General features: G+C 66.0%; 24 protein-coding genes and 1 tRNA gene. 15 read left to right on the forward strand and 10 right to left on the reverse strand.

Annotation, left to right across the window (positions count from 1 at the left end):
- Positions 1-2: 2 nt before the first annotated feature.
- Positions 3-1,223, reverse strand: a complete 1,221-nt coding sequence (locus ACHMXB_RS02960; protein ID WP_395402632.1) for a multidrug effflux MFS transporter — start codon at positions 1,221-1,223, stop codon at positions 3-5.
- 178 nt (positions 1,224-1,401) lie between these two features.
- On the opposite strand from ACHMXB_RS02960, the gene ACHMXB_RS02965 reads away from it, so the two are divergent.
- The 7 genes from ACHMXB_RS02965 (at position 1,402) to ACHMXB_RS02995 (ending at position 7,142) form a co-directional block, all read left to right on the forward strand.
- A complete protein-coding gene (locus ACHMXB_RS02965) occupies positions 1,402-2,283 on the forward strand; it encodes a phage holin family protein (RefSeq protein ID WP_395402634.1) in 882 nt (293 codons plus the stop codon).
- 56 nt (positions 2,284-2,339) lie between these two features.
- On the forward strand, positions 2,340-2,963 hold the full coding sequence (locus tag ACHMXB_RS02970; protein ID WP_395402636.1) for a CDP-alcohol phosphatidyltransferase family protein: 624 nt from the start codon (positions 2,340-2,342) through the stop codon (positions 2,961-2,963).
- Positions 2,963-3,871 carry a DMT family transporter gene (locus ACHMXB_RS02975; RefSeq protein WP_395402638.1) on the forward strand — a complete coding sequence of 303 codons (909 nt, stop codon included), beginning with the start codon at positions 2,963-2,965 and terminating at the stop codon, positions 3,869-3,871. Before ACHMXB_RS02970 ends, ACHMXB_RS02975 begins: the two co-directional genes overlap by 1 nt.
- A 107-nt stretch (positions 3,872-3,978) precedes the next feature.
- On the forward strand, positions 3,979-5,175 hold the full coding sequence (locus ACHMXB_RS02980) for a glycosyltransferase (RefSeq protein WP_395402640.1): 1,197 nt from the start codon (positions 3,979-3,981) through the stop codon (positions 5,173-5,175).
- 147 nt (positions 5,176-5,322) lie between these two features.
- A tRNA-Ile gene (locus ACHMXB_RS02985) sits at positions 5,323-5,396 on the forward strand.
- 82 nt (positions 5,397-5,478) lie between these two features.
- Positions 5,479-5,805: a hypothetical protein gene (locus tag ACHMXB_RS02990; RefSeq protein WP_395402642.1), complete on the forward strand. Its 327-nt coding sequence runs from the start codon at positions 5,479-5,481 to the stop codon at positions 5,803-5,805.
- A 284-nt stretch (positions 5,806-6,089) separates the two neighbouring features.
- A complete protein-coding gene (locus tag ACHMXB_RS02995) occupies positions 6,090-7,142 on the forward strand; it encodes an acyl-CoA dehydrogenase family protein (RefSeq protein WP_395405093.1) in 1,053 nt (350 codons plus the stop codon).
- Positions 7,143-7,161: 19 nt separating this feature from the next.
- Here ACHMXB_RS02995 and ACHMXB_RS03000 read toward each other — a convergent pair whose 3' ends face one another.
- Entirely contained in the window at positions 7,162-7,695 is a 534-nt protein-coding gene (locus ACHMXB_RS03000) for a M23 family metallopeptidase (protein WP_395402644.1), read from the reverse strand.
- Between the two features lie 431 nt (positions 7,696-8,126).
- Here ACHMXB_RS03000 and rpsB point away from each other — a divergent pair, with 431 nt between their 5' ends.
- From rpsB to ACHMXB_RS03030, 6 genes are all read left to right on the forward strand, one after another.
- Positions 8,127-8,996, forward strand: a complete 870-nt coding sequence (gene rpsB, locus ACHMXB_RS03005; protein ID WP_395402646.1) for a 30S ribosomal protein S2 — start codon at positions 8,127-8,129, stop codon at positions 8,994-8,996.
- 126 nt (positions 8,997-9,122) lie between these two features.
- Positions 9,123-9,959 (forward strand): translation elongation factor Ts, encoded by an 837-nt coding sequence (gene tsf, locus ACHMXB_RS03010; RefSeq protein WP_102970811.1) that lies wholly within the window; start codon positions 9,123-9,125, stop codon positions 9,957-9,959.
- 125 nt (positions 9,960-10,084) lie between these two features.
- Complete coding sequence (gene pyrH / locus ACHMXB_RS03015) at positions 10,085-10,822, forward strand: UMP kinase (protein WP_395402648.1); 738 nt, start codon at positions 10,085-10,087, stop codon at positions 10,820-10,822.
- A 98-nt stretch (positions 10,823-10,920) separates the two neighbouring features.
- On the forward strand, positions 10,921-11,478 hold the full coding sequence (gene frr, locus ACHMXB_RS03020) for a ribosome recycling factor (RefSeq protein ID WP_395402650.1): 558 nt from the start codon (positions 10,921-10,923) through the stop codon (positions 11,476-11,478).
- Positions 11,478-12,401: a phosphatidate cytidylyltransferase gene (locus ACHMXB_RS03025; protein ID WP_395402652.1), complete on the forward strand. Its 924-nt coding sequence runs from the start codon at positions 11,478-11,480 to the stop codon at positions 12,399-12,401. The genes frr and ACHMXB_RS03025 overlap by 1 nt, the downstream gene beginning before the upstream one ends.
- Before the next feature lie 120 nt (positions 12,402-12,521).
- The gene (locus ACHMXB_RS03030) at positions 12,522-13,109 is read left to right on the forward strand and encodes a DivIVA domain-containing protein (protein WP_395402654.1); all 588 of its coding nucleotides are present in this window, start codon (positions 12,522-12,524) and stop codon (positions 13,107-13,109) included.
- A 67-nt stretch (positions 13,110-13,176) separates the two neighbouring features.
- On the opposite strand, the gene ACHMXB_RS03035 is transcribed toward ACHMXB_RS03030, so the two are convergent.
- Genes ACHMXB_RS03035 through ACHMXB_RS03050 form a run of 4 tightly spaced genes read right to left on the reverse strand, consistent with a single transcriptional unit; the run spans position 13,177 to position 17,001 of the window.
- Positions 13,177-14,643, reverse strand: coding sequence for a cation acetate symporter (locus ACHMXB_RS03035; RefSeq protein WP_395402656.1), 1,467 nt, complete (start codon positions 14,641-14,643; stop codon positions 13,177-13,179).
- Positions 14,644-14,665: 22 nt separating this feature from the next.
- On the reverse strand, positions 14,666-15,028 hold the full coding sequence (locus tag ACHMXB_RS03040) for a hypothetical protein (RefSeq protein ID WP_395402658.1): 363 nt from the start codon (positions 15,026-15,028) through the stop codon (positions 14,666-14,668).
- Positions 15,025-15,744 carry a LytR/AlgR family response regulator transcription factor gene (locus ACHMXB_RS03045; RefSeq protein ID WP_395402660.1) on the reverse strand — a complete coding sequence of 240 codons (720 nt, stop codon included), beginning with the start codon at positions 15,742-15,744 and terminating at the stop codon, positions 15,025-15,027. The genes ACHMXB_RS03040 and ACHMXB_RS03045 overlap by 4 nt, the downstream gene beginning before the upstream one ends.
- A 60-nt stretch (positions 15,745-15,804) precedes the next feature.
- On the reverse strand, positions 15,805-17,001 hold the full coding sequence (locus ACHMXB_RS03050; protein ID WP_395402662.1) for a sensor histidine kinase: 1,197 nt from the start codon (positions 16,999-17,001) through the stop codon (positions 15,805-15,807).
- 162 nt (positions 17,002-17,163) lie between these two features.
- On the opposite strand from ACHMXB_RS03050, the gene ACHMXB_RS03055 reads away from it, so the two are divergent.
- Positions 17,164-17,556 (forward strand): DUF485 domain-containing protein, encoded by a 393-nt coding sequence (locus tag ACHMXB_RS03055; RefSeq protein ID WP_395405095.1) that lies wholly within the window; start codon positions 17,164-17,166, stop codon positions 17,554-17,556.
- On the forward strand, positions 17,553-19,169 hold the full coding sequence (locus ACHMXB_RS03060; protein ID WP_395402664.1) for a cation acetate symporter: 1,617 nt from the start codon (positions 17,553-17,555) through the stop codon (positions 19,167-19,169). The genes ACHMXB_RS03055 and ACHMXB_RS03060 overlap by 4 nt, the downstream gene beginning before the upstream one ends.
- Positions 19,170-19,270: 101 nt before the next feature.
- Here ACHMXB_RS03060 and ACHMXB_RS03065 read toward each other — a convergent pair whose 3' ends face one another.
- The 4 genes from ACHMXB_RS03065 to ACHMXB_RS03080 form a co-directional block, all read right to left on the reverse strand.
- Positions 19,271-19,873, reverse strand: coding sequence for a hypothetical protein (locus ACHMXB_RS03065; RefSeq protein WP_395402666.1), 603 nt, complete (start codon positions 19,871-19,873; stop codon positions 19,271-19,273).
- A gap of 33 nt (positions 19,874-19,906) precedes the next feature.
- Positions 19,907-20,311 (reverse strand): DUF4383 domain-containing protein, encoded by a 405-nt coding sequence (locus ACHMXB_RS03070; RefSeq protein ID WP_395402668.1) that lies wholly within the window; start codon positions 20,309-20,311, stop codon positions 19,907-19,909.
- Between the two features lie 128 nt (positions 20,312-20,439).
- A complete protein-coding gene (locus ACHMXB_RS03075; protein WP_395402670.1) occupies positions 20,440-20,841 on the reverse strand; it encodes a hypothetical protein in 402 nt (133 codons plus the stop codon).
- Between the two features lie 321 nt (positions 20,842-21,162).
- Positions 21,163-21,636: an Lrp/AsnC family transcriptional regulator gene (locus ACHMXB_RS03080; protein ID WP_395402672.1), complete on the reverse strand. Its 474-nt coding sequence runs from the start codon at positions 21,634-21,636 to the stop codon at positions 21,163-21,165.
- Between the last annotated feature and the right edge of the window lie 85 nt (positions 21,637-21,721).

The following is a 21,721-nucleotide window of genomic DNA, read 5'->3' on the forward strand; positions in this document are numbered from 1 at the left end:
ACTCAGTGGATGGAAGGCACCGTCCGGGGCCGGACCACAAGCCACAGGGCGGCCGCTGCCAGGAAGATGCAGCAGGCCTGGACCGCGCCCATGGGCGTGGCGGAATTACCTCCCAGCCACCCGACGACGGGGGAGATGATGCCGGCCATCATGAACGTGGACGCCCCGAGCAGGGACGCAGCCGTTCCGGCCTGCGCCCCGTGGCTGGCCAGAGCCAGGACCTGCACGCAGGGGAAGGTGAACCCGGTGCCCAGGATGTAGAACCACAGCGGGACCATGACGCCCCAGAGCCCGAACCCTAGCTGGTCGAACACGACGATCAGCACGGCCATCAGGAACATCCAGGCCGTGGAGCAGGCCAGGATCCACTGCGGCGGGACCCGCTTTATCAGCCGGGAGCTTGTCTGGACCCCCGCGACGATGCCCAGCGAGTTGATGCCGAAGAGGAGGCCGTACTGCTGGGGGGAGAACCCGAAGACGTCCTGGAACAGGAAAGGGGAGGCCGAGAGGTAGGTGAACAGTCCACCGAAGTTCATTCCGCCCAGCATCAGCAGCCCCACGAAGATCCGGTCGGAGAAGAGCACACCGTACCGCTGCCGGGCCGTCAGCCCGGATTGGCCCCGTTTCTCCCGCGGCAGCGTCTCCCGGACCAGCACGACTGCGGCGAGGATCACCGCGGCGCCGTAGCAGGCCAGGAACACGAAGATGCCCGGCCACGGCATGACCAGGAGCAGCTGGGATCCAATGACAGGCGCCAGGATGGGCGCGAGCCCGTTGACCAGCGCCATCCGGGAGAACATCCGGACCATGGCGTAGCCGCTGAACAGGTCGCGGACCATGGCCATCGCCACCACGCCGCCGCCGGCCGCGCCGATGCCCATGAGGACGCGGAACACGCCAAGGGTCGCGATGTCGGTGGAGAGCGCCGCGCCGAGTGAGGCAGCGATGTGCACGGCGGTGGCCAGGATCAGCGGGAGCCTGCGCCCGAACTTGTCGCTGAAAGGTCCCACCACCAGCTGCCCCAAGGCAAAGCCGACAGTGGTGCCAGTCAGGGTCAGCTGGACGGCAGCTTCCGAGACGTTGAGGCTCGCTTCCAGGGCAGGGAAGGCGGGCAGGTAGAGGTCCACGGTGAACGGCCCGAGGGCGGTGAGCGCGCCGAGTAGAAGGATGTACAGGAATTTCTGCCGGCGGCTGAGCGCGTCGCCCGGGTTGGTGGTGGTCACAGAGAACCATCCTAGGGCTGACAGATCAGACTTTTACAGCGTTGGAGGGCTCGCCGGGGCTAATTCCAGAAGTTCAGGCTGACCCTGAATGATAGTTTTGTCAGCGGGGGCGCGCGGACGCACCGGAAACCCCCCGAAGCAGCGAAAAAATCGACGACGGACCAGTAAGGCGGAACCTATGAGCGGGCGTCACAGCGGGCGGACCAACCAAGGATTGCGTATCACTGCGCTGCCAAAGACAGTGAAACTGGCCCTCAAACTTGCGCCGCGCCAGCTCAATGATGAGATCGCCCTGGCCAAGATCGAAGCAAAGCGCAAAGGCAAGCAGCTTGGCGTCGCCGGTGCGTTCTTCGGCGTGGCCGCCGTTTTCCTGGCCCTGCTGGTCACCGGCCTGATCGTGGCAGCCATCATGGGCCTGGCCACCATCATGCCGGCCTGGCTGGCTGCGCTGCTGGTCAGCGCCGTCTTCCTGCTGATTGCGCTGATTGGCGGGCTCATCGGCCTCCGGAAGTTCAAGCAGGCCATGCCGCTGATTCCGGAGGACACAGTCCGCGGACTCAAGCACGACCTGGGCATCGCCAAAGAGGGCTCGGACTTCGACGCCGCCGTGCTTGATCCCAATTCGCCCCAGGCCAAGGCCGCGGCGGAAGCAAAGGCCGCGGAGAAGGCCAGGGCCAAGGCTGACAAGGAAGCCAAGAAGTCCGCCGAGGCCGTGGATGTTCCCGTGGCCACCGAGCCTGAACTCCGTCGCCGGCTGAAGCAGCGCCGTGAACACCTGACCGGTGTGCGGGACGAGCTTGGCGAGGAACTGGACGTGAAAACCCAGGCGCAGGCACTGCTCGGCGTCGCGAAGCACCGCGCCGCGGAGGGCAACGAGAAGTTCCAGGAGGCCCGTGGACGTGCCGCCGAACGTTTCGCCGCCCTGTCGGCGTCGGCCCGCTCCGGGGCTTCGGAGGCCTCGCTGCCCGGCCAGTTGGAGGCACGCTGGAAGCCGCTGCTTGCCCTGGCAGCCTCCACCGCCGTCCTGCTCGCCCTGCTGCGGAAACTCTTCAAGAGCTGAGCCTTGCCCTGAACGAAGACTGTGATAGGCCCGCCGGCCGTGGAGAGGGAGGCCTGATGAGATTCATCGGTGCTGGTTCCCGTCCCGGCCGGCCGCATGTCGATCGCGATCTGATTTATACCGTCCCCAACCTCCTTACGGTACTGCGCTTCATGGGCGTGCCGATCTTCGTCTGGCTTGTGCTGGCCCAGAGGGAATACGGACTTGCCGTGCTGGTGCTGGCCATCATGGGCAGCACCGACTGGGTGGATGGCTACATCGCCCGGCGGTTCAACCAGACCTCCAAACTGGGCCGCGTCCTGGACCCCATCGCCGACCGGCTGGCCCTGATAGCCGTTGCGGTCACCCTGGTGATCGCCGGCGTCGTGCAGTGGTGGTACCTGGCAGCGCTGGTGGTACCGGATGCTGTCCTGCTGGGCTTGTCGCTGTTCTACTTCCGGGGGCACCCGGACCTGCCGGTCAGCCTGGTGGGCAAGGCCCGCACCGGCCTGCTGCTGCTGGGAACTCCGCTCCTGGTGCTGTCCAAGCTGTCCATTCCGTTCGCCGGAGCATGGTTCGTCGCGGCATGGGTGGTTCTGGGGCTGGGGCTCGTTGGTCATTGGATTGCCGCCTACAACTATTTTTGGGCGATCCGGCGCAAAGGGAAAATGCAGACGGCCGACGACGGCGGGAACGGCTGATGGTCTGGGTTGCGGTTTTGCTCGCGGTCTTGGGCGCCTTTTGCCTCGCCTTTGGTGCCCAGCGCCAGGGCAGTGCTGTGAAGGCGGACACCGGCGGTCTTGCGCTGAGCTCCAACGGCTTCCTGCGCCTCCTGCGGAACCCCCGCTGGGTCTTCGGCCTCCTCCTGCTTTGCATGGGTATGGCAATGAACGCCGTAGCCCTGGTCACGGCACCCCTCACCGTGGTGCAGCCCATCGGTGCCATAGCCCTGGTGGTCACCACCGTGGTCAATGCCAAGGACCAGGGGCTGAGTATCAACCGCGCCACGGTGGTAGCAATCACCGCGTGCGTGACGGGATCGGCCCTGTTCGTCCTGCTGGCCGTCAACGTCACGCAGGAAAGCCATCACGTCACGCCCGAGGACGAACTCACGATTGTGCTGCTGCTTTCCCTGGCGGTGGGCATCTTCGGCAGCCTCGCCGCCATGTTCAAGCACCGCATGAGCGCGTTCATTTACATCCTGGGTGCCGGCATCCTGTTCGGCTTCGTGGCCGTGCTGACGCGGATCATCGGCAAACACCTGCTGGACCCGAACGGCCTGCTCCTGCTGAACGTGCCGTGGTATTCAGTGGTGGCCATCGCAGCGGCCGGAGGGCTGGGGTCCTGGTTCGTCCAGAGCGCGTACTCCACCGGTCCGCCGGATCTGGTGATAGCCGGCCTCACCGTGATCGACCCCATTGTAGGCATCGCGATCGGCATCACGATCCTTGGCGAGCTGCGCCCCGATGTCCACGCCGTCCTGGCGATTGCCATGGGTACGGCGGCAACCCTTGCTATCGTGGGGGTAATCGCCCTTTCAAGGCACCATCCCGAGGTCACCAAACGGAAGAAGGACGTTCGGAAGGCCACGGGCAGGGCGTCCCACTAGCCGATTGTTACTGCGGACCAGGCAAGAATGTGCCGGTGCATCACGTGCCGGCACCGGCCGGTGTGGTCAGCCGCAGCCGACCACCATGACCACCAGGAGCTTTCTACGTGACCATGCCCGACGCCCAGCGTCCACTGACCATCCTTATCGCGGCCGACACGTACCCGCCACACGTTAACGGAGCCGCCCAGTTCGGCTACCGGCTGGCCAAAGGCATGACGGCTCGCGGACACGACGTCCATGTGTTGGCCTGCCGGCAGGACAAGGGCAAGAGCTTTACGGAGTTCCGCGCCGAAGCCACTGTCCACCGCCTCCGCTCGCACAGCGTTTTCACGCACGAATACTTCAGGGTCTGTTTCCCGTGGGAGATCAAGAAGGAAATCAGCCTCCTGTTCGACAAGGTCCAGCCGGATGTGGTGCACATCCAAAGCCACTACATGATCGGCGAGCACGTCCTGTATGAGGCAGTGAAGCGCGGCATCCGCATCGTCGCCACCAACCACTTCATGCCGGAGAACCTCAACCCGTTCCTGCCGTTCCCGCAGTGGTTCAAGGACATCATCGGGAAGATCTCCTGGAAGGACATGGGGAAGGTCATGGGCAAGGCGGACGTCGTTACGACGCCCACGCCGCTGGCCGCGAAGGCGATGCACCAGCATGCCTTCCTTCGCAAGGTGCTGCCGCTGTCCAACGGCATCGACTCCGCGGCGTATGAGCCCAAGCCGGACGAAGTCATTGAGCCGCACGAACACCCGACGGTGCTGTTCGCGGGCCGCCTGGCTGAGGAGAAGCACGTCGACGTGCTGATCAAGGCGGTCGCCGCCACCCCCGCGGACCTGAACGTCCATCTTGAAATCGTAGGCGGCGGCGAGGTGCGCCCCTCGCTCGAGGCCCTGGTGGAACGGCTCGGACTGCAGGACCGGGTGAAGTTCCTGGGCCTGGCCAGCGATGACGAACTCCGTGAGGCCTACATCCGGGCCGACCTGTTCTGCATGCCCGGTACCGCGGAACTGCAGTCCCTGGTCACGTTGGAGGCCATGTCGGCATCCACGCCCGTCCTGCTCGCGGACGCCATGGCCCTTCCGCACCTGGTGCGCGACGGCGAAAACGGTTACCTGTTCACGCCGAATGACAGCGCGGACCTCTCAGCGAAAATCACCCGAATTCTCCGTCTGCCAGCCGGGGAGCGGAAAGCCATGGGTGACGCCAGCCGCTGCATGGTGGAACCGCACAGCATCCAGGGGACGTTGCAGACTTTTGAGGATCTGTACTACGGGGCGAACTACGAGGACAAGGTTGTTTAGGGTTCAGGCCGCCTGAGGCCCAACTGTGTCCGAAGTGGTCTGAGGCGCTTCTCCGGTTTGCTAGAGTGAATCTGCCCCGCCGACGACGGGCCCTTTCCGGGCTGGCGCCGGCCGGGCGCACCACCCGGTAAAACGGGACGGGTGCACGGGGCTATAGCTCAGCTGGTTAGAGCGCGGGACTCATAATCCTAAGGTCCTCGGTTCAAGTCCGAGTAGCCCTACCCCAAAGAGCCCTGATTCGCGTCATCGCGGATCAGGGCTCTTCTTCTTTTCCGCGCTGGTCCCCGGGCATAGAGTTCGGCCATGACCATAGACGTCTCCACGGCCGGGCTGCTGGCGGAGGTCATTCCCGCGCTTCTCGTTTTCCTGGCACTAGAGGACCGGCTGTCACCGTCCAACATCCCGCGCCGGAAATGGCGGCGGCGGCTGACGCGCTGGCGCGAAGCTGCAGTGGTGGCCAACCTGTTTGCACTCGCTTTCTGCCTGGCCATTGTTGTGACGAAGGCGGAGTACTTTCTGCTGAGTTGGTTCATCGCGGCCAGTGTCGCCTACCTCGTGGGCGTGCTCGCGCTGCTGTTCGCCGGCATGTTCCGAAATGAAGAAGGCCGGGTTCCCAGGGAGGAGGACTGATCCCTGCTTCTGCTGCTGGCTGCTTTCCTTGCAGGCGCGCTTTCCCTTCCGGGCTCGGGTGCGATATGTTACTCATCAGTAACAAGCCCTGCTGGCGGCCCCGCTCGTTCCTCGGTTGCGGCCGCCGGTCACGCCGAAGGAGCGCCATGTCCGCCGCTGAAACCGACATCAACAGCCTGCCCTACGCCGACGGCGACTTCTTCTCCTTCGAGCAGCTGCTCACTTCCAAGGAGCGGGACAGGCTTGCCGAGGTCCGCTCTTTCCTGGCCCGGGAAGTAAAGCCGATTGCCGTCGACTGCTGGAACCGCGGCGAATTCCCGATGGACCTGATTCCCAGGCTGGCCGAGCTCGACCTCGTCAGCCCGGTGCGGCGCCAGGGCCATTCCAATCTGTTCGCCGGCATTGTGCACGCGGAAGTCACCCGCGCGGACACGTCCATCGCCACCTTCATGGGTGTGCACGACGGGCTTTTCACCGGCTCAATCGAAGCCCTGGCTTCCCGGGAACAGCAGGATGCCTGGCTGCCGGACATCTACTCGCTGCGCAAAATCGGGGCCTTCGGGCTGACGGAGCCCCTGGGCGGTTCCGACGTCGCAGGCGGCACGCGCACCACCGCAAGGCGGGACGGCGACCGCTGGATCCTCAACGGCGCCAAGCGCTGGATCGGCAACGCAACATTTTCCGACTGGGTAGTGGTCTACGCGCGCGACGTGGCCGACAACCGGGTCAAGGCCTTCCTCGTGGACACTGCGCTGCCGGGGTTCACTGCAACGAAGATCGAGAACAAGATCTCGCTGCGGACCGTGCAGAATGCCGACATCACCCTCGACAATGTGGTGGTGCCGGACTTCTTCAAGCTGGCCAACGCCAACAGCTTCCGCGATACCAACAAGGTGCTGAAGGTCACCCGCCTCGCCGTCGCCTGGCAGGCGGTGGGTCAGCAGCTCGCCGCGTTCGATGTGGCCCGGCGCTACGCAGTGCAGCGGCACCAGTTCGGGCGTCCGCTGGCCTCCTTCCAGCTGGTACAGAGCCAGCTGGTCCAGATCCTGGGGAACGCGGTCAGCTCCATGGGCATGATGGTGCGGCTGGCCCAGCTTGAGGATGCAGGCGAGGCCAAGGATGAGCAGTCAGCCCTCGCCAAGGCCTTCACCACCGCGCGGATGCGAGAGAGCGTGGCAATCGGCCGCAGCCTGCTCGGCGGAAACGGCATTGTGACGGACTTCGAGATGGCAAAGATCTTCGCCGACGCCGAGGCGATCTACTCCTATGAGGGCACCCACGAAGTGAACACGCTGGTGGCCGGCCGGGCCATCACCGGCGTCTCCGCGATCGTCTAGTCCGCGACCGTCTAACAGGTCAGTTCAGCGGCAGCAGCACCGAGGGCCGCAGGTCCAGAATGAAGGACAGCGGATTGAGGTACTCCTCTCCACGGCGGACACCCCAGTGCACGCAAGGTGAGGAGCCGCAGTGGCCGGCCAGCAGGGTGCCCACCACGGCGCCCTTGGCCACGGAAGCGCCCTTCTTAAGCGTGCTCCGCACCGGTTCGAAGCTGCTGCGCAGGCCATTGCCGTGATCAATGGTGATGACGGGCCGGTCCACCACCACGCCCACAAAGCTGACGGTGCCGGACTCCGGGGCGGTGAGCGGACCGCCGTCGGACGCGGATGCAAGGTCCACGCCGCGGTGCCCGCTCAGCCACGGCTTGTCCGGTGGGTCGAACGGGCGCAGGACCGCCGGCCGCGGCGCTAGTGGCCAGCTCCAGCCCGCCGGCGCCGGCGTGGTGGCCCGAGCGGGTGAAGCTGTTGGTAGTGCGACCGATCCGGGTGCAGCGGAAGGCACGGCGGCCGCCGTCGTGAGCAGGAGCAGCGCTGCCATTACGTAGGCTCTCATGTCCCCAGCATGGGCGCCCGATCCGCCGGCCGGAACGGGGCCTCCGGCCTATGTGGAAAACGCGGCAAGTTGCAGCAGGGATGCGGCAGGACCGGTGCATTTGCCGCAGTCCGCTGTAGTACACTTGGTGGAGCAGTTTGCTGTGCCCTCAACGCATTCCATTTCGTGGCTAGCGTCAGCACGCCCCATTCAGGAGTGCGGGGAGCAGCGGCTGACTACGCGTATCCAGCCCTCCACCACCGGTAAGCAGTTGCTTGCTGCTGCGGAGGATTGTGCCTCTTGCGGTCAGGCCGGCAACGGTCCTGATGAGAGGTGCAATGGATGCCAGGAGCCTGTGCCCGCCCGGGTAAGGCTAAATAACCGTCAACTATTGGCAGGGTAAGAGCGGCCGCGGCCTCTCTCATGAATGACCTGCCGGAAGGAGCGTCGGCATGCCCGTCGTAACCATGCGCCAGCTGCTTGACAGCGGCGTCCACTTTGGACACCAGACCCGCCGTTGGAACCCGAAGATGAAGCGCTTCATCTTCACCGAGCGCAACGGCATCTACATCATTGACCTTCAGCAGTCGCTGTCCTACATCGACCGCGCCTACGAGTTCGTCAAGGCCACCGTCGCCCACGGCGGCACCGTGCTGTTCGTCGGCACCAAGAAGCAGGCTCAGGAAGCCATCGCCGAGCAGGCCACCCGCGTTGGCCAGCCGTACGTCAACCAGCGTTGGCTCGGCGGTATGCTCACCAACTTCCAGACTGTTGCCAAGCGTATCCAGCGCATGAAGGAACTCGAAGAGATCGACTTCGACGACGTCGCCGGCTCCGCTTACACCAAGAAGGAACTGCTGCTTCTGCGCCGCGAGCTCACCAAGCTCGAGTCCAACCTCGGCGGTATCCGCAACCTGACCAAGGCACCGTCCGTGCTGTGGGTTGTCGACACCAAGAAGGAGCACCTGGCTGTTGACGAGGCCAAGAAGCTCAACATCCCGGTTGTTGCCATCCTGGACACCAACTGCGATCCGGACGAAGTCGACTTCCCGATCCCGGGCAACGACGATGCCATCCGCTCCGTGAACCTCCTGACCCGCGTTGTTGCTGACGCCGTTGCTGAGGGCCTCATCGCCCGCAACCAGCGTGCAACCGGCACCACCGAGACCCCGGAAGAGCCGCTGGCTGAGTGGGAGCGCGAGCTCCTCGAAGGCAGCAAGACCGAGGAAGCTCCGGCTGCCGAGGCTGCTCCAGCCGCAGAAGAAGCTCCCGCCGCAGAGGAAGCCCCGGCTGCTGCCGAGGGCACCGACACCGCGAAGTAACAACTTCATCGGGATTTCCGGGCGCTGTTAGCAGCGTCCGGGCAACTGACAGGATGGCCGCTCACAGTGTGAGCTGCCGTCCTGTCGGTCCGTACACACAAAAATTTTCTAGACAGAGGGGTTCACATGGCGAACTACACTGCCGCTGATATCAAGGCTCTGCGCGAGCGCACCGGCGCCGGCATGATGGATGTCAAGAAGGCTCTCGATGAGGCCAACGGCGACGCCGAGAAGGCGATCGAGATCATCCGCATCAAGGGCCTGAAGGGCGCCACCAAGCGCGAAGGCCGCTCCACCGCTGAAGGCTTGGTTGCAGCCAAGGTCGCTGGCGGCGTCGGCGTAATGATCGAGGTCAACTGCGAGACCGACTTCGTCGCCAAGGCTGACAAGTTCATCCAGCTGGCTGACAAGGTCCTGGCCGTCGCCGTTGAGTCCGGTGCTGCCGACCTCGAGACCCTGCTCGCCACCGATGTTGACGGCAAGCCGCTGTCCGAGGTTGTCGTCGAAGAGGGCGCTATCCTCGGCGAAAAGGTCGTTGTCCGCCGCATCTCCCGCATCGAGGGCGCTACGGTCGACGCTTACCTGCACAAGACGTCCAAGGACCTCCCGGCCCAGGTCGGCGTCCTGTTCGCTGTTGACGGCGAAGGCGAAGCAGCTGCCACCGCAGCACACGATGTTGCCGTCCACGTTGCAGCCATGGCTCCGAACTACCTCTCCCGCGAGGACGTTCCGGCCGAGCTCGTCGAGTCCGAGCGCCGCATCGCCGAGGAAACCGCAAAGGCCGAGGGCAAGCCCGAAGCTGCGATGACCAAGATCGTCGAAGGCCGCGTTACCGGCTTCTACAAGGGTGAGGTCCTGGTTGACCAGGCCTTCGCCAAGGATGCCAAGAAGTCTGTGGCGCAGGTCCTCGAAGAGGCCGGCGTCAAGGGAACCGCGTTCACGCGTTTCCGCGTCGGCTCCTAGTCTGACAAGCAAGGGGGTGGCCACTTCGGTGGCCGCCCCTTTTGCATGCACCGGCCCCATAAGAAATATGAGCGCTGGCCGGATGCGCGATAACCTAGCTCAGAGTTCACCAACCGGAAGGCACCATGGAAGCCGTCAATACTCCCGTCCAGTCAGAGAAGAGCAGGCGCCGGGTTCTCCTGAAGCTGTCCGGTGAAGTCTTCGGCGGCGGCAAGCTGGGCGTCGACCCGGACACCGTCCGCGCAGTGGCCAAGCAGATCGCTGCCGCCGTCCCCGACGTCGAGGTGGCCATCGTGGTTGGCGGCGGCAACTTCTTCCGAGGTGCCGAGCTGTCCCAGAGCGGCATGGACCGTTCGCGTGCCGACTACATGGGCATGCTGGGAACCGTCATGAACTGCCTCGCCCTGCAGGACTTCCTGGAGCAGGCCGGTGTTGAGACCCGGGTCCAGAGCGCCATCACCATGGGACAGGTAGCCGAGGCCTACATTCCGCGCCGCGCCATCCGCCACATGGAGAAGAACCGCGTGGTCATCTTCGGTGCGGGCGCAGGCCTGCCGTACTTCTCCACGGACACCGTGGCCGCCCAGCGTGCACTCGAGGTGCACGCCGATGTGGTGCTCATGGCCAAGAGCGGCGTAGACGGCGTGTACACCGCCGACCCGAAGAAGGACCCGAGCGCCGAGAAGCTGGAAAACCTCAGCTACGACGACGCCCTCCGCCGCGACATCCGCGTCATGGACCAGACCGCCATGACCATGTGCAAGGACAACAAGCTCTCCATGGTGGTGTTCGGCATGGAAGGCGAAGGCAACGTCACGCGTGCCATCCGCGGCGAAAAGCTGGGAACGCTGGTCACGCCCTAGTTACAGCTAGGATATTTCTAGGACGGTTCCGCCACTGGGCGGGACCAGGTTTGTGAAATGCCCCGGTTGGCCGGGAACCAAATTTCTGAGGAGAGATCGTGATCGAAGAAACCTTGCTCGAAGCCGGAGACAAGATGGACAAGGCGGTTGAGGTAGCCAAGGAAGACTTCGCCTCGATCCGCACCGGGCGGGCAAACCCCGGACTGTACAACAAGGTCATGGTGGAGTACTACGGGACCCCCACGCCGCTGCAGCAGCTGGCGTCCTTCGCCATCCCGGATGCCCGCACCATCCTCATCACGCCGTTCGACAAGACCGCCCTGCGCGACATCGAACGTGCTCTGAGCGACTCCGAGGTCGGCGCCAACCCGTCCAACGACGGCAATGTCATCCGCATCACCATCCCGGAGCTGACGAAGGAACGCCGCAAGGAATACGTCAAGATCGTCAAGGCCAAGGGTGAGGACGCCAAGGTGTCCATCCGCAACATCCGCCGCAAGGCCAAGGAAACCCTGGACCGCCTTGTCAAGGACGGCGAAGCCGGCGAGGACGAGGGCACCCGCGGCGAAAAGGAACTCGACGTGATCACCAAGCAGCACGTCGAGGGGATCGACGAGCTCCTCAAGCGCAAGGAAGCTGAGCTGCTCGAGGTCTGATGGGCCAGGCACAGCAGGCCCCCGGTGCGCGGGCCCGAACCCGGACCCGCCAGCCAAGGGCCAACCCCACCCCCGGGGCCGGGCGCAACCTTCCGGCGGCAATCGCGGTGGGCCTGGCCATGCTGCTTGCGGTGCTCGGCGGGCTGCTGTTCCTGCCGCTCGGCTTTGTCGCCGTGGTTACCGCCTTCGCCGCCTTCGGCGTGTGGGAGGTCTTCCGGGCGCTCGAAGCCAATGGCACACGGCTGCCCATCGTGCCCGTCATGGTTGGCACGGTGGCCATGCCGTTCTCGGCCTACTTCGGCGGGCTGGAAAGCCTGTTGTTCGCGATGCTCGCCAGCAGCGTGGCGGCGCTCCTCTGGCGGTCCGTGGAAAGCGCAACCGGCTCGGCCCGCAGCATTTTCGCCGGAGTGTTCACGCTCGCCTGGGTGCCCTTCCTGATCAGTTTCGCCGCGCTGCCGCTGCACGTCGAAGGCGGCGCCTCCCCGGTGGGCCCATGGCCCGGCGGGACTGTGCCGGAGGGCGCCTGGCAGATCGTCATCCTGCTGCTCCTGGTGGTTTCCAACGACACGTTCGGGTACCTCGTGGGCGCGCGGCTGGGCAAGCACCCGATGGCGCCAAAGATCAGCCCGAAAAAGTCCTGGGAGGGTTTTGCCGGATCCATCGCGGGCGCCATGCTCGTCGGGATCCTGGCCAGCATCTTCCTGCTGGACAAGCCCTGGTGGGTGGGGGTTGTGCTTGCCATCGGCATGGTTGCGGCCGCTACCGCCGGAGACCTGGCCGAATCGATGGTCAAACGCGAACTCGGCGTCAAGGACATGAGCAGCATCCTGCCAGGACACGGCGGGGTGATGGACCGGCTCGACTCGATTGTGTTTGCCTCGCCGGTGGCCTTCATGCTTTTCGTCCTGTTTTCCGGGACCTGAGTTTTCCCCCGGACTGGCATTTTCCCAGCAGGGCTTCCCGGCAGGTGCTCTGGCACCACGCCCTCCGCAACGCCCTAGAATAATGCGGTTACGACCCGCCGAAGAAGTATCGAAGGAAACATGGTGAGAGTGGACAGCAAGCGGCAGGTTCCGGCGTCGTTCGAGCGCGTGGCGCGGACGGAATACGGCTACAACGCAAAGCAGGTGGACCAGTTCCTGCAGCAGGCCCGCGTATCGCTGGAGACGCCCGAAGCGGCCGCCCGCCCCCTCAAGAGCGCCGACGTCCGGTCCGTGTCCTTCGACCCCATCAAGGGCGGATACTCCGCCACCGCCGTGGACGCCGCCCTGGACCGTCTGGAAGACGCCTTCGCCCGCCGGGAGCGGGACGACCTCATCGCCGAACGGGGCGAGGACGCCTGGCTCCGTCAGATCGGACAGCTTTCCGGGACGCTCCGCGGCCGCCTGCACCGGCCCGACGGCGAGAGGTTCCGCCGCCCGGTCAAGAAAAACGCACGCAGCTACAACACCAAAGACGTGGACGCCCTGTGCCTGGACCTGATCGGCTACCTGGAACAGGACAAGCCCCTCAGTGTCGACAACGTGCGCCGGGCCGTCTTCCGTCCTGCCGCCGGCAAGGACGGCTACGAGGAGACCCAGGTGGACGCCTTCCTCGACCGTGTGGTCGAGCTGATGGCCGCCATCGACTGACGGCCCGGCCGCTCAGCGAGGGCCCGACGGTCACCTTCCGTTGACAGCCTGACCCCGGCCCGGCCGTTCAGCGTTCCGTAACCAGCGGCCGCTCAGGCGTGTGCAGCCTGGTCATCACCCTGGTGACGGTCCGCGGCACCCGGGAACTGGTGGCACGCGACGTCAGGACCATCATGGTGAAGGCTGCCGGCACCGTCCATGCAGCGGGCTGCGCCAGCCACGGCGGCGTTCCCGCCACACCGAGCACCGTCCCGGCCACCATGGCGCCGCCGCACAGCAGGCCGCCGGTCACCATCCCGGTGATGGCACCGGCGTCGGTCAGGCCGCGCCACCAGATGCCGAGCAGCAGGACCGGGCATATGGTGGACGCCGTAAAGGCGAAGACCAGGCCCACGCTCCCGGCGAGGGCCAGCGAGTCCGTCATGAGCGCCAGGCCCAGCGGAACGGTGATCGAGACCAGGGCCGCCACCCGGAAACCGCGCACGCTGCCGCCCAGCACGTCCTGGCTGATCACACCGGCCAGTGAGACGACGAGCCCCGACGTTGTGGACAGGAACGCGGCGAAGGCCCCCGCCACGACGAGCGCGGACAGCAGCTCGCCGGCCGTGCCCCCGACGAGGCGGCCCGGAAGCAGCAGCACCAGGGCATCCGCCTGCCCCTCCCGTGCCAGGTCCGGGGCGAACAGGCGCCCGGCCAGTCCGTACGCCGTCGGGAACAGATAGAAAACAGACAGCAGGCCCAGCACGATCAGCGTGGTCCGGCGCGCCGATTGCCCGTCCGGATTGGTGTAGAAGCGGACCAGGACGTGCGGCAGTCCCAGTGTTCCGAACAGCAGTGCCACGAGCAGTGAGATGCTCTGGTAGGGGCTGGCCGGATTCGCCCCGCCAGGGTTCGTGGCCACTGGCGGCAGGGCGGGAGCGCCATCCTCCGCCAGCACCAGCAAAATGAAGATGAGGGGCACAGCCAGTGCCGTCAGCTTCAGCCAGAACTGAAAGGCCTGGACGAAGGTGATGGAGCGCATGCCGCCGGCCACCACGGTGAGGCACACCACCACCACGACGGCGGTTGAACCGGCCCAGGACGGCAGGCCGGTGGTGGTCCGGATGGTCAGGGCAGCACCGTGCAGCTGCGGGACGATGTAGAGCCACCCCACCACCACCACAGCAAGGCTGGTGACACGGCGCACCGCCCGCGAATCGAGCCTGGCTTCGGTGAAGTCGGGAATGGTGTAGGCGCCGGAACGCCGGAGCGGCGCGGCCACGAACAGCAGAAGCATCAGGTACCCGGCGGTGTAGCCCACGGGGTACCAGAGGGCATCCGTGCCGGACAGCAGGATCAGGCCGGCCACGCCCAGGAAACTCGCGGCGGAAAGATACTCCCCGCCAATGGCCGACGCGTTCCACCAGGGCGGCACTGTTCGGGAGGCGACATAGAAGTCCCCGGTGGTGCGGGAGATCCGCAGTCCGTAGAAGCCGATCACCGCCGTCGCCACGGAAACGGCGGCCACCGCCGCGATGCCCACTGCAGGATTCACCGGAGGATCACCTTCCGGAGCATTACTTTCCCCCTGCGAGGTCGCGGTAACGGGCTTCGTTCCGTGCCGCGCTGCGGATGTACAGCCAGGCACTGATCCCGGTCACGGGGTAGATCCCGGCGCCCAGCAGCAGCCAGTCGAACGGGATCCCGGCAATCCGGGTCTGCGCCAGGGCCGGTATCGCGGCAAGCAGCAGCGGAAACGCGCCGAGGATCAGCAGGAAGCCGCCGGCCACCACCAGGGCAAGCCGGAGCTGGGAGCGGATCAGCGAGCGGACGAACACCTGGCCCACGGCCGACTCCTCGGCGGACTCCCGAGGTTCGGATAAGGAGTCGGCCGGAATGCGGGACGCCGAACGGGGCGCCGTGACCCTGACACGCGTCATGCCTGCGGCCGGATCCTTGTTGCCTCAAGCTTCTCGCGGACGGCCGGCAGGTGCCGCCGGCTGATCGGCAGTTCGGCGTCCTCGACGGAGACGCTGGGGCGGACCGCGGCGAGCTTGAGGTGGGAGACGTGGGCGAGGGCCACCAGGTAGGACCGGTGGGTGCGGATGAAGCCCGCGTCCGCCCACTGCTGTTCCAGGTCGGCGAGGGGAACCCGGATCAGGTAGCTGGCATCGGCGGTGTGGAGGCGGGCGTAGTCGCCCTGTGCCTGGACGTACGTGACGTCGTCGCGCCGGATCATCCTGGTGGTACCGCCCTGGTCCACGGTAATCATCTCCGGGGTGGCACCGCCGTCACGGATCAGTTCACTGATCCGGCCCACGGAGCGGGCCAGCCGCTCGGCCCGAACGGGCTTGAGGAGGTAGTCGACGGCCGCCAGCTCGAATGCCTCCAGCGCGCAGTCCTCGTCGGCTGTCACGAAAACGACGGCGGGCGGGCGGCTGCTGCGGGAAATGGCCCGGGCGATGTCCAGGCCGGATACCGCCGGCATGTGGATGTCCAGGAAGACGGCGTCCACCGTCTCAGCGTCGAGGACCCGCAGCGCCTCGGCGCCCGAGGAGGCGCGCAGGATGGTGCCGATCCTGTCATCACGGCCCAGGAGGAAGGCAAGCTCCTCAACCGCGGGGAGTTCGTCGTCGGCGACGAGAACGTTAATCATGGTCCTACATTATCTTTCGGGCCCGCTGCTTCGGGCTAAGAACCTACGGCGCAACAAGTTTCAGGCATCATGGTCCGGCTGCGATTTCGGGACCCGCATGGTGATGAGAGTGCCCTCGCCGGGAGCCGTCTCGATCACCAGTCCGTGATCGTCACCGTACACCTGCCGGAGCCGGGCATCGACGTTCCGCAGGCCCACGTGCTCACCGTCCACGTGGCCGGCCAGCATGGACTGCAGCTGTACCGGGTCCATGCCCACGCCGTCGTCCTCGATGGTGACCTCCGCGAAGGCACCCAAGTCGTTGGCTGCGATGGTGATGTGCCCCGGACCCTCCTTAGCCTCCAGGCCGTGCCGGACAGCATTCTCCACGAGCGGCTGCAGGCTTAGAAACGGGATCACCGTGCTCAGCACCTCCGGGGCGATCCGCAGGCTGACCTGCACACGCTCGCCGAACCGTGCCCGCTCCAGCAGCAGGTACCTGTCTATGCACCGCAGCTCCTCGGCGAGCGTGGTGAAGTCCCCGTGCCGCCGGAACGAGTACCGGGTGAAGTCCGCGAACTCCATCACCAGTTCGCGTGCCCGGGCCGGATCGGTGTTGATGAAGGATGCGATGGCGTTCAGCGAGTTGTAGATGAAGTGCGGGCTGATCTGGGCGCGGAGGGCCCGCACCTCTGCCTCCATCAGGAGCGTCCGGGACGCGTCCAGCTCGGCCAGCTCCACCTGTGCGGCCACCCAGTCGGCCACTTCGGTGGTGGCGCGCACCAGCCCTGCGCCCGCCTGCGGTGCGAAGGCCGCCACGGCTCCCACCACGCGCGCGCCGGACCGGACGGGGGCCACGACGGCGGCGGCGACGGATCCGGACTTGGGGGAGCGGAGCTGCAGGTCGGCGGCGTTGAACACCTGGGTCCTGCCGCTCGAGAGCACGTCCGCGGCCAGCGCCATCAGACCGGGACGCAGCTCCTCGGCGGCCCCGTCCCAGGCCAGCACGCCGGATACGTCCAGAATGGCCAGCGCGTCACAGCCAAGCAGGGCCCGCAGCTGCCGGCTTGCCTTGGCGGCACCCGCGGGGTTCAAACCCGTCCGCAGGTGCCGTCCGGCTTTCGACGCGGCGTGGAGGGTGTTGTAGGTGGCCCGCTCAGCGTCGGTCCCCAGCTCGCGGAAGGAGCGCAGCACCTTGAGTCCAACGGCGACGACGACGGCCACCGCGAGCGCGATGACGGCCATGGCGGCCGCGGAATAGAGAGGGGAGTCCGGCATGCTGCCAGCGTAGCGCGTGCCGTTTGGCGCAACAGCGCCGCCGTTGACCGACGGGAGCGCGCAACCACTGGCATATCGGCGCCTCCTCGGCGCACAGTGATGACAGTCACATTGGCTGGTGCAGTGCGGCCGTGTGCGAGCTCATTTCAACGAGGAGGAATGATGGGTAACGATGCCCGAACCCCGGCCGCGGCGACGTCCGCCGACTTCGAGGAAGTCCAGGCCACGCAGCAGTTCCAGGAACTGCGCAAGCGCCACCGCAGCTTTGTGTTCCCCATGGCCATCGCGTTTCTGCTCTGGTACTTCGCGTACGTCATCCTTGCCGCCTACGCCGTGGACTTCATGTCCACCAAGGTGTGGGGCAACATCAATGTCGGCATCATCATGGGGCTGCTGCAGTTCGTGACCACCTTCGCCATCACCGGCTGGTACGTCAGCTACTCAAACCGGCGCCTGGACCCGATCGCCGCGGATATCCGGCACGGCATTGAAGGCCACGAGTATGACAAGTCCGGCGGCACGCAGGGCCGTTCAGTAAGCGGTGAAGCAAAATGATCACCATTCCCGCAGCGGTTGACGTCGCCGCACTCAAGGACACCACGCTGCTGAACATGGGCATCTTCGCCCTGTTCGTCGCCGTCACCATGGTCATCGTTCTCCGGGCCAGCCGGAACAACAAGACGGCCGCCGACTACTACGCGGCCGGGCGTTCGTTCACCGGCTCACAGAACGGCACCGCCATCGCCGGCGACTACCTGTCGGCGGCCTCCTTCCTGGGCATCACCGGCGCCATCGCCATCAACGGCTACGACGGCTTCATGTACTCCATCGGCTTCCTGGTCGCCTGGCTGGTGGCGCTCCTGCTGGTGGCGGAGCTGCTCCGGAACACGGGCAAGTACACCATGGCCGACGTCCTGTCGTTCCGCCTTCGGCAGCGCCCGGTACGCATCGCGGCCGCCATCTCCACCCTGGCCGTCTGCTTCTTTTACCTCCTGGCTCAGATGGCGGGCGCCGGAAGCCTGATCTCTCTCCTGCTCGGCATCAGCGACTGGGGCGGACAGGCCCTGGTGATCATCGTCGTCGGCGCCCTGATGATCATGTATGTCCTGATCGGCGGCATGAAGGGCACCACCTGGGTGCAGATCATCAAGGCCTGCCTGCTCATCGCCGGTGCCGCCGTCATGACACTCTGGGTCCTGGCCATCTACGGGTTCAACCTCTCCAGCCTGCTGGGCGGCGCGGCCGAGGCGGCGAACAACCCTGCCGTGCTCAACCCCGGCCTGCAGTACGGCAAGACAGAAACGTCCAAGCTGGACTTCATGTCCCTGGCCCTGGCCCTGGTGCTGGGTACGGCCGCCCTGCCGCACGTGCTGATGCGCTTCTATACCGTGCCCACGGCCAAGGAAGCCCGCAAGTCGGTCGTATGGTCCATTTGGCTGATCGGGCTGTTCTACATCTTCACGCTGGTCCTCGGCTATGGCGCCGCTGCCCTGGTGGGGGCGGACACCATCAAGGGCGCCCCCGGCGGCGTCAACTCCGCGGCGCCGCTGCTGGCCTTCCATCTAGGGGGCCCGCTGCTGCTGGGCTTCATCTCGGCCGTGGCTTTCGCCACGATCCTCGCCGTCGTCGCCGGACTCACCATCACCGCGGCCGCCTCGTTCGCCCATGACATCTATGCCAACGTCATCGCGAAAGGAAAGGCCGACGCCGAGACTGAAGTTAAGGTGGCCCGCCGCACTGTGATTGTGATTGGCGTCCTCGCGATCCTGGGCGGGATCTTCGCCAATGGCCAGAACGTGGCCTTCCTGGTGGCGCTGGCGTTCGCCGTGGCCGCCTCCGCCAACCTGCCCACCATCATCTACTCCCTGTTCTGGCGCCGGTTCACCACACAGGGTGCGGTGTGGAGCATGTACGGCGGGCTCGCGTCGGCCATCATCCTGATCGCGCTGTCGCCGGTCGTGTCCGGTGGCGCCACCTCCATGATCAAGGGCGCGAACTTCGCCGTCTTCCCGCTGAGCAACCCGGGCATCGTGTCCATCCCGCTGGCCTTCCTGCTCGGCTGGCTCGGCACGGTCCTGGACAGGAGGCAGGAGGACCGCAGCAAGCAGGCCGAAATGGAAGTCCGGTCTCTGACCGGGGTGGGCGCGGAGAAGGCCGTGGAACACTAGCTGGTCAAGCACAGGCAGGAGCCCCCGCGCACCGCGCGGGGGCTCCTGCCTGTGTCTGCCGCCGTCGGGCTCGGCGCCGCCGGAGAGTACAGGCCCGTGACTCAGGGCGAGTGGTGGCTCCCGGCGTGTTCACCGTGCGGCACCGCGAACTGGCCCGCCGTCGATGCGGCGAGTCCCGGCGTCGTGATGGCGGCGACCAGCAGTGCGCCGGCGAAGGCGGCGGCGAGGAGGGTTCCCGCGCCCAGGCGGCCCGAGGCGTTCCGGCCCGGTCCGCCTGCAACACCCGGGGACCTGCGGCCGAGCCATGACGTGGCCGCGAGGATCATGAGGGTCAGCAGCAGGGCGGCGAGGTGGCTGATGCCCAGGCCGGCCATGCCGCTCCCTGCGCCAAGGACAACGGCCGCCACGTGCGTGGCGGCTGCCCCGGCCAGCAGGAGAGCGGAGGCCCGCGGCATCGGGAAACGGTTCCTGGTCAGCCCGGCGACCGTCCACCCCAGCAGCGCTGCACCCCAGAGCAGGGCGGCCGCCGCGCCGGCCGTCCTGCCCGGGAAGTCCGCGCCGGCGGCAGCAAACAGGCTGGAGGCGACAGCGAGGTTGACCGCTGCGGCGCCGAGGCCGGCAAAGCCGGCGAAGAGCCGGACGGCATCGGAACGGTACGTTCCCTGCGTTGCCGGAACAGCCGCGATGGCCTGGCTGGTCATCATTTTTTAGGCGCAGATCTTCTAGTCGCGGGTCTTCTAGGCGCGGGCGGTGGCGGGGACCTTGTCCAGGGACAGGCCGACGCCGAGCAGCAGGACGGCGCTCGCCAGGTGGAGAACATTGTCCGCGCCGTTGAGGGCAATGATGTTCAGGGGCGAGCTGAGCAGGAACAGGCCGAGGATGCCCACAAGCAGGTACACCGCACCCACCGCAGTGTTGATGGTGCGTGCCAGCTGGACATCCTTGACTCCGGCGTAGAGGAGGGCGGCGCCGATCGCGAGGTGGATCACGTTGTGCAGCGGGTTGACCTCGAAGATGATCAGGTTGGAGCCTTCAGTGGAGAAGAAACCGACTCCAGACGTCACGGCGAAGCCGACGAGTCCCACCAGCAGGTAAACGGCTCCGAAGACAGTGGCGATAAGACGGTTCGGTGAGTTGCGCATGGCCCAAATTCCTTCCGGTTGCCGGCCAGGGGCAGTTGCCCTGGCCAGATTTGCGGAGCCCCGGCTGGGACTCTCGGAAGCAATTCGGGTCCGGTGGCCGTTTGGATGGGTGCGCGGTCAGATGAGGGTCAGGCCTTTGGCCGGAGCTTGATGGTGACCAGCTTCAGTTCGTCCTTGCCGGCGAAGCGGTACACCATTTCGATGTCCTTGCCCTGGCATTTGATGAGCCCGGCGACATCTGCAATGTTGTTGCCGTCCTGCGTGCTGACTTTGAGGTCGTCGTAGGCCGTGGTGCAGGACGGGTCCAGCTGGAGGCTCTTGACGCCTGACGCGAATTCCTCGCGGCTCAGCTGCTCCTTGAGGCTCGGGTCCATGTAGTCGTTGTAGGCCTTGTCCGTGTCGCCGGCGATAACCAGCTTGGTGAAGTCGTCCGCGAGGTCCCCGGCCTGACGGGTGGACCCGCCCACCAGGTTGATCAGGAGCAGGACACCGACAATTACCACCAGGAGCACGCCTGCCACAATGCCCACCACGATCCAAAGGCCCTTGCGGCTTTTGGGCGGTGGCAGGCCCGGTAGGCCGAACGGGGAAGGCGGAAGCGCCCGCCGGCCCTGCGGTCGCTGTCGGCCGGGCTGCTGCGGTCCCGGCTGGTAGGGTCCGGGCTGCTGCGGAGGGAGCGGAGGATTGCTCAAGGGTTGGGCCTTTCCGGCACCGCACCAGCGGCGCTCCAACTAACGGGGCACAGCCGGCGCCCAGTCACTTTTGTGGAACAGCCTATAGCGCCCGCGGCTTTGCATCGAAAACGCCAGGAACAGTAATGGTTTCCCCTCGTTGCAGACCCCCAGGTGCGCCTAGTCTTCGGATGAGTTGCGCTCAAGTAATGGCTGGATCCGGAAAGGTATCAGTTCACCCATCGCCAGGGCGGTGTCGGTCCGCTCGACGCCGTCGCAGGCCAGGATCTTCCCGTTAATCCGGAAGAGGTCTTCGGCGTCCAGAGCCACCACGCGCAGCAGCAGGTCAGCAGAGCCTGTCAGGCCGTAGCCCTCGAGGATCTCCGGCACAGCCGCCAACTCCTCGGCGAGCGAGCCGAGCTTTTGCTGCTGGACATGGACCGAGATGAAAGCCATCAGCGGATACCCCAGGGACGCCGGATTGATGCGCCGCTCGAACGACAGGAAAGCGTGCTTCTTCTCGAGCTGGGCCATCCGCGCCTGGACGGTGTTGCGGGAGAGGCCGAGCTTCTGGGCCAGGGCCACCACAGTGCGGCGCGGGTCCTGCGCGAGGGCGGAGAGCAGTCGGGTGTCTGTGCCATCCAAAGCTTGCATAATGCGCAAGGCTAGCACGGTCTGAGGCTGCCAAACAGTGCATTGTGCTCAGTTTTCGCCGCGGTGGTTGTACCACCTGAACATT

Origin of the sequence: Arthrobacter sp. UC242_113, from assembly GCF_044054585.1 — a bacterium.
Taxonomy (GTDB): Bacteria; Actinomycetota; Actinomycetes; order Actinomycetales; family Micrococcaceae; genus Arthrobacter.